Source organism: Myxosarcina sp. GI1(2024) (assembly GCF_053543375.1).
Map to the genome: position 1 here is coordinate 28,055 of NZ_JBKGTY010000020.1, position 11,559 is coordinate 39,613.

General features: G+C 40.4%; 10 protein-coding genes and 3 pseudogenes. 6 read left to right on the forward strand and 7 right to left on the reverse strand.

The genetic code is table 11. From position 1 onward, the window contains the following. Positions 1-40: 40 nt before the first annotated feature. Together ACLFKQ_RS30305 and ACLFKQ_RS30310 are read right to left on the reverse strand one after the other, a co-directional pair. Positions 41-124 carry a hypothetical protein gene (locus tag ACLFKQ_RS30305; protein ID WP_449003335.1) on the reverse strand — a complete coding sequence of 28 codons (84 nt, stop codon included), beginning with the start codon at positions 122-124 and terminating at the stop codon, positions 41-43. An 80-nt stretch (positions 125-204) separates the two neighbouring features. Continuing rightward, positions 205-2,004: pseudogene (locus ACLFKQ_RS30310) on the reverse strand (Tn3 family transposase); the annotation flags it as partial. Between the two features lie 204 nt (positions 2,005-2,208). Here ACLFKQ_RS30310 and ACLFKQ_RS30315 point away from each other — a divergent pair. Continuing rightward, positions 2,209-2,472 (forward strand): hypothetical protein, encoded by a 264-nt coding sequence (locus tag ACLFKQ_RS30315; RefSeq protein ID WP_449003321.1) that lies wholly within the window; start codon positions 2,209-2,211, stop codon positions 2,470-2,472. 321 nt (positions 2,473-2,793) lie between these two features. Here the strand turns inward: ACLFKQ_RS30315 and ACLFKQ_RS30320 are convergent, their stop codons facing one another. Beyond that, positions 2,794-3,750, reverse strand: a complete 957-nt coding sequence (locus tag ACLFKQ_RS30320) for a ParB/RepB/Spo0J family partition protein (RefSeq protein WP_449003322.1) — start codon at positions 3,748-3,750, stop codon at positions 2,794-2,796. Then, positions 3,750-4,499, reverse strand: a complete 750-nt coding sequence (locus ACLFKQ_RS30325) for a ParA family protein (RefSeq protein ID WP_449003323.1) — start codon at positions 4,497-4,499, stop codon at positions 3,750-3,752. Before ACLFKQ_RS30325 ends, ACLFKQ_RS30320 begins: the two co-directional genes overlap by 1 nt. 231 nt (positions 4,500-4,730) lie before the next feature. On the opposite strand from ACLFKQ_RS30325, the pseudogene ACLFKQ_RS30330 reads away from it, so the two are divergent. Then, positions 4,731-6,001 (forward strand): annotated as a pseudogene (locus ACLFKQ_RS30330) (IS701 family transposase). A 198-nt stretch (positions 6,002-6,199) separates the two neighbouring features. Here the strand turns inward: ACLFKQ_RS30330 and ACLFKQ_RS30335 are convergent. Continuing rightward, entirely contained in the window at positions 6,200-7,231 is a 1,032-nt protein-coding gene (locus ACLFKQ_RS30335) for a hypothetical protein (RefSeq protein WP_449003324.1), read from the reverse strand. A gap of 337 nt (positions 7,232-7,568) precedes the next feature. Next, positions 7,569-7,766 carry a hypothetical protein gene (locus tag ACLFKQ_RS30340; RefSeq protein WP_449003325.1) on the reverse strand — a complete coding sequence of 66 codons (198 nt, stop codon included), beginning with the start codon at positions 7,764-7,766 and terminating at the stop codon, positions 7,569-7,571. Between the two features lie 612 nt (positions 7,767-8,378). On the opposite strand from ACLFKQ_RS30340, the gene ACLFKQ_RS30345 reads away from it, so the two are divergent. Together ACLFKQ_RS30345 and ACLFKQ_RS30350 are read left to right on the forward strand one after the other, a co-directional pair. Next, on the forward strand, positions 8,379-8,861 hold the full coding sequence (locus ACLFKQ_RS30345; protein ID WP_449003326.1) for a hypothetical protein: 483 nt from the start codon (positions 8,379-8,381) through the stop codon (positions 8,859-8,861). A gap of 212 nt (positions 8,862-9,073) precedes the next feature. Continuing rightward, positions 9,074-10,105 carry a DUF1816 domain-containing protein gene (locus ACLFKQ_RS30350; protein ID WP_449003327.1) on the forward strand — a complete coding sequence of 344 codons (1,032 nt, stop codon included), beginning with the start codon at positions 9,074-9,076 and terminating at the stop codon, positions 10,103-10,105. Here the strand turns inward: ACLFKQ_RS30350 and ACLFKQ_RS30355 are convergent. Continuing rightward, positions 10,105-10,590: pseudogene (locus ACLFKQ_RS30355) on the reverse strand (photosystem II q(b) protein); the annotation flags it as partial. The gene ACLFKQ_RS30350 and the pseudogene ACLFKQ_RS30355 overlap by 1 nt on opposite strands. Before the next feature lie 254 nt (positions 10,591-10,844). Here ACLFKQ_RS30355 and ACLFKQ_RS30360 point away from each other — a divergent pair. Together ACLFKQ_RS30360 and ACLFKQ_RS30365 are read left to right on the forward strand one after the other, a co-directional pair. Next, positions 10,845-11,240, forward strand: a complete 396-nt coding sequence (locus tag ACLFKQ_RS30360; protein ID WP_449001707.1) for a transposase — start codon at positions 10,845-10,847, stop codon at positions 11,238-11,240. Beyond that, positions 11,198-11,559: transposase (locus ACLFKQ_RS30365; protein WP_449003136.1), on the forward strand; the 362-nt coding region annotated here is incomplete at its 3' end. The genes ACLFKQ_RS30360 and ACLFKQ_RS30365, both read left to right, overlap by 43 nt.

Genomic DNA, 11,559 nt, shown 5'->3' on the forward strand with positions numbered 1-11,559 from the left:
CAAAGATGCCCTCCATGCCAGCGTGGATTGTTGCAAAGTATCATTTACTCAAGCGATAAATAGTGGAACGGTCTACATTAAATGTTTTTCCCAACTCTGTTGCTGACTTCCCCTCTTCCCTCAATTTGGGGTGAAACTAGCGAAGCTGTCACCAGGGGCAATCTAGCCTAAAACCCTTGCCCCATATACACTTCATCATTGAAATTAAGCAGCAATTTGAATTGGTAGCCTTTCATCAAGATTCAAACGGAAAGTTCCATACGGATTTACATGACTCCAAATTAGTGGTGTCAATGCTCTCAAATCATCGGGTTTCATTATCTTCATCCACTCTGGTTCGGACAGCACATCCTGAATCATTAGGGTGTTCACATATACCAAACATGACTGTAATAGGTGCAAAGATAAAACGGCTACCTCTTGGTCTTCCATGCGATTAGTCGCTATTTCCTTACCTTTGCCAAAAAAGATAAATCCATTGGCATTATTCCAACTCTCCACAACATTCAACGACTCATTGACTTCCCGACGCAGTGCTTCTGAATGCAGATATTTACAAAGGAAAATGGTTTTGATGACTTTTCCTAGTTCAGCCAAAGCACGATAGGTTGGATGACTCAAATTTGAACGGGTAAACCGTTTGAGTATAGCTTCTGTTTCTGCTGTACCTAGTCTCAAAGCCGTCGCATATTTAATCATTTGGTCGTACTGTTGGCGAATCAAATCCCAATTAATTGAGCGAGTCAGAATTGGTTTTAAATTAGGATAAGCATTACTTTGACCAGTGTGGGGAAGATATAGTTTTTGTTTGTGAATCGCTTTGAGTCGGGGCATCAGATTAAAGCCCAACAGATGCGTGAAGGCAAAAGCGACTTCAGACTGTCCGTGACTATCAACATAATTCTTCTCCACCTTCATATTGGTGCAGTGACGCAGTAAACCTTCAATCATTGCTGCCACCTCACTACTCGAACAAGTTTTTAATTGAGAATAAATACAAGCCGAATTCTTATCGACGTGCCAATAAATCATAACTCCTCGACCACCATAGCGGATGTGCCATTCAGTCATTAGATTCTGATCCGAAGCACCAAACTTTTTCGAGTCACTGGCACAGGTAGTCGTGCCTTCTCCCCATATCTGTGGCAGTTTAGCTGCAAAGGTAGCGTTCACAATCTCAGCAATGGCATTTCTTAACTGTGATTTATGAATAAATTTGCGTCTGACATAGAGCAAATCTTGATATTTTTCGCCTAAATCACCCAAGCTTAAACGTTTGATGCCTGTATTCGTCCCCAAGCCATAGAGGTCAATTAGCAGACGTTTCTGTAATACTTTGGGGTTAAGATTTTCTCTACTAGATACGCTTCTGAAATGTTTGGTAAAGTTGATTCCTAAATCGGTTTCCTTGAGCATATCTAGCAAGCTAGTCATTGACCACCTTTGCTCGATTTCTTTCTTGAGACGTTTTAGATTTAAGGGTTCGGGTAAAGCAGCAAAAGGAGATAATTTAATCCAGCCGTTATTTTTGATAAGAATCTTAACTGGATCGTTTTTGGGCATCCCTCGATTTAGTTTTGCCAAGCCATCTGTCATTTGTTGCTGAAGATTGCTGATGAATGCTTCGACATCTTCTGGCTGTTGGAGTGCTTGATAATAGGCTTCTTTTTGCTGCTCAAAGTCAGTGGGCAAGTCTTCTTCAGGGTTACGATAGCGATTTGCTCCGACTACCCAAATTTCTTTACACCTCAATCCATCTCGTAGAGCCTGAAGCACTGCTAGTTCGTAGTTGATACGGTTGATTTTAACGCTGCCATCATCTTTGGTTTCTAAAATCAGTTCTGATAAACTAGCTTCGATGATACCGTCGGTTGGGACATTTTCCGTTTCATCGTAATATCTTTCCCGACTACCAATGTACTTTTTCAGTAGCTCTAAGGCTTCAATGACGGGTTGGTGTATCTCATTGTTGGAGCGAAATTCTAAAAGATTTAGTAGAAAGGGCGGGTTTAGGATGGTTCATGCCCGATTACGGGGTTGAGCCGAGGTTCATGTAAAATCATGCCACTAACCTTAGCAGACATGAAAAATGGCACTTATCAAGAGCATTAGCAGACGTAGAACCCCAGTTTTTCGTTAATTCACTTCTGCTAATAGCACTTAGCAGACAAGCAAGAGTCGTGAAAAGTCAAAAATTGAAAGCCCTGTGTGTCAATGGTTTCAGGGAGATGTGGCACGATTTCGCACGTATCTCGGCTTGACCCCGATTACCAAAATAAACGTGTTGTCGCTCATAACGGATCGATTGTGGGATTTGCTAGCAATATAACCCGCTTTATCGACGATCGCCTCACCGTTATTTTATTTTGCAATCTTGATAAAATTATTCGTCCTGATGCGATTGCAAAAGAAATTGCCAATTACTATTGTCCAGCTTTAGCCCCTTTTTCTATTCAGCCTCCATTAAGATAATATTGCAGCTTCTAACCAAAGGCTGCAAAAAATGATTATCTCTGGCGATCGCTATATTTTAAAAATCCTGAGTTTGAAACCTATACTCTGTAAGAGTTTCGAGCTAGATTGCACTCTATAACAGCTTCGCTAGTTTTAGCCCTACTTGTTATGCCAAACTGTTAGCTTGACATAGATCGATTTTTTTAATTACAGCATTTTTCAAACTAACAGAAATGTAAACAGCAATAAATAGCTATGAGCTTTGTAGAATGGATATTGCGGGGTTTTCTAGCATACTAGGTACTGAAGAACCGATAATTATTACATAAGTTTTTTCAACTACTCCTCAATCAAACTCTTTAGCTGCTTCAACAGAGTTTCAATCTTCTTTCTATTCTTGCGATCCGACCAGACTTTTTTGCTTTTAGAAAATTTTTGGTAAGTTTGTCGAACATCTTTAATTAGCTCTTCTGTTGACAGTTCCGAGTAGTCAGTAGAAGTCTTGCCTTTATGTTGGGCAATTCTGTTTTTAATGTCATTGAGCGACAAGTTATTAGCTATCGCTTCTTTTAACAATTCATCTCTAAATACTTCATCTTTGAGCTGGCTAATAGCTTTAGCTTTGGTGTATTCGATTTGACCTGCTCTGAGAGCTTCGAGGATATCTTTGGGTAACTTTAAAAGAGGTAGTCTTGTTTTAACAAAGGACTCCCAATTCATGCGACCTAGAGAGTTAAATAAATCTGTAACAGAAGCCTCAAAGCTTTTAACCCAAACGTTTGGGTTAGAATTATCAACATTGCCTTTTTGCTTGTTGTAAAGGCGATAAAGCCGAGATATTACTTCTTCTACCGTCAAGTCTTCTTGTAAAGCTAATAAAGATAAAACCCCCTCAGTTTCGTCTATAGGATTTAAATCTTCTCTTTGGAGATTCTCAACTAATCCTAGCTCTTTAGCTTCAAGCTCTGAAAGTTCTCTAATAACTACGGGAACTTGTTCTAATGCTGATGCTTTGGCTGCTCGGAATCTTCTTTCTCCTGCTACCAATTCATACTTATTATTACCAAGAGGGCGTACTAGTAAAGGAGATAAAATTCCTTTTTTTTGAACTGACTGAGTTAAATCAGCCATTGATTTAGGGTCAAAGAATCGACGTGACTGACTTTCTGGTAAAACAATATCTTTTAGGGCTACCAACTCAGAAACTTTTTCCGACTCCGACATAGTGTTAAAAAGTTGGTCAACACCTTTTAAGGTATAAACTTCATCTTTGTTATTTTTGCTTCGTCTAGCCATTATTGATTACTCAAGCTGGTAGCAATTTGTTTCATTAAGGTAACAACAGAGTGCCTAGGTTCGTATTTAGCCAGGGGTATTTGTTTTTGGGAAGCATCAGCAAATACAACAGTACGGGGAATGGGAGGAAACACTTCTCCTAACTTAGCCAACTCTTTAATAGCTTGAAGGCTCTTTTCGCCATGAATCGTCCGTGCATTGTACATTGTTGGGATAAACCCAGCAATTTTTAGTTGTTTATTCGCCCCTTTTTTGACACGTTGAATAGTTTGGAAAAGAAGTTCTGTGCCTCGTAAAGCCTTATATTCTGCTTGTATGGGAATAAGAACATGAGTAGCTGATACTAAACTGATATAACTAAGCAATCCTAAACTTGGGGGACAATCTAACAGAATAAAGTCATATTGTGATTGAACAGGTTCTAAAGCTTGCTTTAAGCGAAAATCTCTTAGATCGGCCATAACCAGCTCCAATTCAGCCCCGCTTAAATCGATATTGGCAGGGATTAAATCCATATTATGTATCTGATGATGTATCGGTAAAGGCTCATCGAAAATAATAGCATTGTAAATAGTTTTATCTAGTTCGTTTGGTTCTAACCCCATAAAAGTAGTTAAAGAGCCTTGAGGATCGATATCAATCAATAAAACTTTTTGCTCTTTTTCTGCTAAGTGATAGCCCAGATTCATTGTCAAGGTGCTTTTGCCCACACCCCCCGATTGATTGAATAAACAGATAATTTTTTTCACTGACCTAAAATTCTTGGTGAAACTGGGGGAATAAAACTAACATCATTAAGTAAACTGCGCCATTATACTAACAAAGTTCCGAATTAAATCACTCATCTAGCATTCACCTCATAGGACTACTTCTTCTTTGGCACTTTAACGGTACTTAAACAATTTAAACAGACAAAATAAGATAGAATACCTTTGCTGATTAACTTTAACATTATTCTAAAGCCCGATCGCACTTACTTTATGAAAGAAACTACTCCCGCAGCCATGCCTCCCTGTTTCGATAGATGAGATGGTGTCAAAAGTTTGATGATTTACTGAGAACTAAAGCGCAAAAAAGGGAATTCAGACATTATTTAGGAGGATTATTAGGGGAAAGTGAGCGAAAAAATGTATCTCAAATGGCTAAAGACGCAGTAGAGGTCACATACCACAAATTACACCATTTCTTAACTGAAGCAACTTGGTCAGCGAACAAGATAAATGAACGTCGCTTAGAAGTGATGAACAAGTGTAATCAAACGAGAATCAGTAAGGGATTTAGTCTAATTGTTGATGACTCTGGGCATAGAAAAAGTGGTAACTTTACCGCAGCAGTAGGTCGTCAATATATTGGGGAAATTGGGAAAACAGATAATGGCAATGTTGTAGTAACAACTCATCTATATGATGGCCAAAAAAGCTTACCTTTAGACATAGAACTATATCAACATGGTAATTCGTTGCCCGAAGGAAAGAAAGACAGAGAATTCAAGAAAAAACCCACCTTAGCCTTAGAATTAATCGATAAAAGTTTGAAGAGGGGATATCGACCAGGACTAGTATTAATAGATTCGTCCTATGGTAACAACACAACTGTTTTACTCGAACTGGAAAAAAAGAAATTAAAGTATATAGGAGGAATCGCTAAAAATCGTAATATTTTGGTTAAAACTCCATCAAATCAATTAGAAAAAATCAGAGTAGATGAATATGCTCAATGGTTATCTGATGAGGAATTTAAGGAGATTCAAATCCAGGGTGAAAAACCTAGAACCGTCTGGGTAGCAATAATAGAAGCAGAAATATCAAGGCTAGAAGGAATCAGAAAAATAGCTATCGTCATGAGTGCACCAATCTTTGAAGATGCTGAAGATATTGACTACTTACTCACAAATGTTGAGGGAGAAATAGTAACCGAGCAATGGATAGTTCAAACTTATGCTCAGAGAAACTGGATAGAAGTTTTCTATCGAGAAGCCAAGGGATGGTTAGGATTAAAAGAGTATCAAGTTAGAGATAAGAAGAGTTTGGAAAGACATTTTATTCTAGTTTTTTGTGCCTATACTTTTATCCTTTGGCATAAGCTTACTGGAGGTTTAAGAAGACGTTGGGCGAACAAACCTTTGGAGACATTTCCTGAAGCATTAGAAGCTTTTCGTACAGGTATATCTTATCGTTTTGTCCAATGGTTGAACCAAAATCGCGACGTATTCGTAGCTTATAAAGCTAGTTTGGGCTTTGTTTGGGCTTGATTTTTGTTTAAGTACCGTTAGGTCTGTCGGTATTAGTTATCAATCTAGGGATTTATGGGTTTCGTATCCTAAGAACTAAAGCTTAAACTGTAGGTAGAAGTTGTATGAAATCTAGTTTAATGGTTGTACCCCTAAGTTCACCAAAAAGCAGTCCGATAGCTTGATAGAGTGAGTGGGATTGCGTTTCTGTTTGATTACTCAAGCAACCCAATCCTTTTCTATTTCAGATGTTCTAGATACTAGATAGACTTCCTTAAACGAGAAAGTCTGCCCTACTAGACCTTTAAAGTCCTTGTGGTGTAGGCAATAGAATTCAGCAAAGAGAATACCATCTTTCTCTTTAACACCCCTTACTTCATACCGATCCTGGGGTTTTCCTTCCCTATGAACTATGTCTCCTACTTCTAATTCTGAGATAGGAATGGGTTTAGGACTAGTAGGCTGAGATTTAGTAGGTTCTACCCTCTTCCAACTCTCGACCACCTTGGCATTAACAGGATCATCTAGTTCTTTCTTGAGGTTAAGACCTACAAGCCTTCTAGCATTAGCTTCTGAACACCAAAACTTAAGCTCATACTTGTGGTTGGTCATGATCTGGGACTTATCAACTAGAAAGCCACTAGTAAGCTCGTATAGCTCACAGAGTTGATTGCCGTAGTTCTTTGCCCGATTGTAGTTGCTAAAGCCTACATAACATCTGCCTGTGGAACTATAGACAATATCAGGTGAAATATCTGTATAAGTAGTGGGTGTGAAATCTGGGATACCTAATAACCTAGCCCTACTTGCTTGAGTATCTTTAACTTCCTGTTGCTCTAAATATTCTTCACTATGATAGACCGCTACAACTGTATCGGGTTCTTCTTTTTGTAGTTCCTCAATAGATTTATAGTTAGGGTCGTTATCATCCATATACTCAATTTCGTTGTCTTCTTTTTCAGCTTCCATCTCCGATGAAAGAGGAGCTTCGCTTTTCTGGGAAAGAGGAACAGAAACTTCTTCTAGATACTTTGGTTGCTCTTGTGGGAACAAACTCATTAAATGCTCACGAAAGAGCCATAGATATTTACCCATTCCGATCTGCTTGATAGCTTCTTCTACTGCATCACTAGCTTGAGTAGCAAAAGCTTCATACCCCTTAGCCTCAGCAATCTTCTGTTCTAGTTCTTCTATGGATTGCCTATGGTAATTTAGTTCTTCTTGTAGTGAGTTTAATTCGTTATTTAACATAGTAGTAATAATTTGTAGTGTGAGGGGGACAAAAAAATTAACCAGTTTTATGTCGTGGTTTAGGACAAGGTATTTAGTTGTTTGTGGGCTACTCTTCTACTTGCAGACTAGCTTCCATCTCCTGAAGGTGTTTTAAAATCGCCAGACAACATATCGAACTATACTCGCTGCAGAACCATCTCCTCGATTGAGATTAGACTAGTCTTGACTTGCAGCTTGAACCTGCCAGTCCGAGCTAAAATCGTCGGTTTGTTGATCGACTGAGATAGAGTATCTTACGGTATTTTCGGCTTGAGGTTGTTGTGAAGGTCGCTTATTTGTCGGTTCTATGCTCGAATCATTTACTAGTTTGGGCAATGCCATCCAACACATTAATTTGATTCCTCGCGACAATTCCTTTTAAATGCTGAGCTGTGTCTTTAGAAGTAGGAACTGTCTCGGCTGACAGACTCGAAGACCATAGTCCAATTCCCCCAATTAGCAAGATGCTAGCGGTAGTTTTAAGTGTAGCAGTGATTAATTTGGATTTGAGCACGATTACCGCCTCCCAATTTAATTTCCTGACCTCGTAGTTCCTAATTCTCAGCTATTAGCTCTTAGTTTTTTAGCTGTAAGTTCAGCTTACGGTTCTAATCTTTGATCTGAGGAGCTTTCGGGATTGGTGGTTTAAATCTACCGCTCGAACTAAAAACTAGAGACTTTGATTGGATAATGAAGCCACCTCAAAATCAAAGCTAGTTTAATTTATCTATCTCTATTTTCCCTCGAAATTGTTTTCAGGAGAATTTTCAGGGAAAATTCTGTTAAATCTGTAACAGTTCAATAACTAAATTAAACATTCATCACAAAGTCAAGAAAATTATCAATCAAAATTAATTAGAGTCATGAGCAGTAAAATTAGTGTAGATACAGTCTCAAAAAGAGCGCTCGCCGTGAAAGGTAATCACCCCCTAGTCGCTCAAAGAGTGTTGGTCAATTAAATCTGAAGACACTCCAAAACTCTGAATTTTGGTACGGTTAGAGCGAATAACTTTCTCGACAATAAATTTTTTATAGACCTCCTTGCCCAACTCTACCAAGTTCGGCATTTAATTCTGGTTTAACCAAATAGTGAAGCTATATAGTTTTTAGAATCGGAGGCAAGATAATGCAGCCTAAGAAACAGTCTTTGGTGGTTGAAGTAGCGAGGTCAACCCTTTCAAACTTTGACCCGATACTGGCCATAGTAGCCCTAATCGATTGTGGGTCTGAAAGTCTTAAGGAAAGGGTCATAACCTGCTGGGAGAGTAAATCCCTCAAACCAATTGAACATGATTACTTAAATTTACTGCTCGAAACACACCTAAACCAGTTACGACCTAATTACTCTGGTGAGGGCTTTTATCTGATTAAGTGGAAGCATCAGCGGGTCTTGGTGACCCACTATCCCGTAAATGAACGACTTAGGGATTTGGGTTCAAGTGAAATTTATGAGGTGTTAACCGAGATTTTCTATGAAGAAATCGAGCTGGGAGTTGGTAATTCGAGCAATTTGATGGAGTTGGGACGGAAGAGGAATACGGAGGTCTTGCTGAAGCAGGTTAGGAAAGAGGTTATTGCCCAATTAAACTCCGAAGAAATTGCCCGCTGAATTGTCGCTGCTCCAGCTCGAATTAAGGTGCCTAGCTTGGAAATCTCACAAATTCTTCAAAATCTTTGATTAAACTCAAAAAAAATCACTAATCGAACCATTTTCTGCTCTAGTTGCAGAACCTTAACCTTTTGAGGCAGCTCCTGAGTGAGATTGAGATTACTAGAGAGCTGTAACGAGTAATGGATTACAAGAAGAGCTTCCTTCCATCATTGCTGTTATCAACTGAGCGTCGTCTGGAAATTCTGCGACAAAATCTCAGCCAGTTGCCAACTCAACCAGAAAATTTATCTGAAGCACTCGAGCAACTCTACCAGGTTGAGTCAGAGCTACCAGAAGTTTGGCGGATGCTATCTCAAACAAACGACAAGTTGATTTCGGTACTCTCTCACGAATTTCTCACTCCTCTAACCCCACTTCAAGGAGCTCTACAACTCTTGGCAGCTGGGAAATTAGATTCTGGTTCCCAAGAAGGTCGGCTGCTGCTGAATCTGGCCCGGAAGCAAATCGACAAACTGAGATATATAGTTAGAGAGCTTCTAGTCTACCAGCAGCTCGAATCAGGTCAACTCCAAATCGTTCCACAGCCTTGCCCTGTTGCCGAGCTAGTCAAGCAAGCAGCTCGAGTCATACAGTTAAAAGGCAAGCAAATTGGAGTTATCTTCTCGCTGATGCCGAGATTGGTTTCTGTTTGGGCAGATCCTCAGTTGACTATCTTGGTTCTATCTCATTTGCTCGGCAATGGGATTAAATTCTCGCCGACTCCCTCAATAGTTACGTTAATGGTCACCCTTAGTGAAGAGTTGGTCCGGTTTCAAGTCAAAGATCGGGGGGTCGGCATTCCAGCCGAGCGACTAGACAAGATTTTTGATGTTTTCTACCAAGTAGATGCTTCAGATTCTCGTCCTTATAATGGATTGGGTTTGGGTTTAGCTCTAGCTCATCAGATTATTCAGCTCCATGGTGGGCAGCTCTGGGCAGAGAGTACCTTGGGAGCGGGCAGCAGCTTTTACTTGACTTTACCTGTCTACGCACCAGCTCGACACTGGTGGCTAGAAATTCAAACCCAAGAACCTCAATGCCTTTACTACTTTGGACCTTTCGAGACTGCTGTCGAAGCGAAAAGTTTACAAGAGGGTTATCTAGAAGATTTGAGACTTGAAGGAGCTCGGAGAATAACTGTCAAAATCAAGCAGTGCCAACCAGAACGTCTGACTATTTGTGGGTTAGCTGAGATTCAATAAGGATAGATTAAGAAGACTGCAGTAGCAGCAGATACTGGTGCCGAATATGCTACACAGATCCAAGGACGCATTCCTAGTCTGTAGCTAAGTTCCCACTGACGACCTAAGTAGGAGAAAACTCCGATCAGGAAGTGGAAGATGATCAGCTGGTAAGGACCACCGTTGTAGAGCCATTCGTCTAGGGATGCTGCCTCCCAAATGGGATAAAAGTGTAGTCCGATGGCGTTAGAGCTCGGTACTACTGCTCCAGAGACGATGTTGTTGCCGTAAAGCAAAGAACCGGCTACTGGTTCTCTGATGCCGTCGATGTCTACAGGTGGTGCTGCGACGAAGGCAATTAGGAAACAGGTGGTTGCCGCTAGGAGGGTGGGGATCATCAATACGCCGAACCAACCGACGTAGATGCGGTTGTTGGTGCTAGTTACCCACTCACAGAATTTTTCCCAAGGACTAAGGCTTTGACGTTGCTGTAGAGTTGTTGTCATTTGGCTATGATTGCGTTGGGTTTTGATTTTTGAATGATATGTCTCTATCTTAAGGCAAGTGTAACGAAATGTAACAAAGATAAGATTTTCTTTGTGATTAGCTTAACTTATGACGCTGAGCTATCTCAGATTAACTAATGCTAAAAGCGGCTGAGATGCTGGCCGAAGGTCATTTTCACTGCTTACAAATAGTTGACAAGTCGGACAATTTACAGGGACTGATCGCTAGGTTCTGTTGACGTAAAGAGGCAAAGATGAGAAAGTACCTGAAGTTGCTGATTTTAGTCAAAAAATTCTTCATGAAATCTCGTGTTAAGTTGGACGATTCTGCTTGGCAGCAAATTTTCGTTGTTCTGAGCCACCAACAAGACATCCGTATCAAAGACCCCAAAGCTTGTCGTCGTTTTCTGAATGCGGTTCTCTGGATTACTCGCACAGGTGCTCAATGGCGTGAATTACCCAAACGTTTTGGCAACTGGAACAGCCTCTACAAACGATATCGGCGTTGGTGTCAGAAGGGAGTTTGGCATCGTCTCTTGCAAGAAATGTCCCACTCTGCTGACTTAGAAAGTTTAATTCCCGATAGCACCATGATTCGTGCTCATCCCTGTGCAGCAGGAGCAAAAGGGGGTCAGAAAAACACTCTTTAGGAGGTTCTTGTGGCGGATTTAGTACCAAGTTACATGCTGTGGTAGATGCGTTGGGCAATCCGCTGCGGTTGCTTCTGACTCCAGGGCAAACCGCCGATATCAGTCAAGGAGAGGCATTGGTGGCTGGTTATCGAGCTCAACAGGTAATTGCCGATAAAGGCTATGATTGTGATGCTTTTGTGGTCTTGATTGAGGAAACTGGTGCTCAAGGCGTGATTCCGCCTCGTTCTGGTCGCCTCAACCCTAGAGATTACGATTCACATCTGTACAAGGAGCGACATCTAGTTGAGTGCTTTTTTAACAAACTTAAATACTATCG

Excerpts from the sequence above, each read along its gene's own strand:
- ACLFKQ_RS30320 (WP_449003322.1), bottom strand. The coding sequence starts at position 3,750 with ATGGCTAGACGAAGCAAAAATAACAAAGATGAAGTTTATACCTTAAAA.
- ACLFKQ_RS30335 (WP_449003324.1), bottom strand. The coding sequence starts at position 7,231 with ATGTTAAATAACGAATTAAACTCACTACAAGAAGAACTAAATTACCAT.
- ACLFKQ_RS30345 (WP_449003326.1), top strand. The coding sequence starts at position 8,379 with ATGCAGCCTAAGAAACAGTCTTTGGTGGTTGAAGTAGCGAGGTCAACC.
- ACLFKQ_RS30360 (WP_449001707.1), top strand. The coding sequence starts at position 10,845 with ATGAGAAAGTACCTGAAGTTGCTGATTTTAGTCAAAAAATTCTTCATG.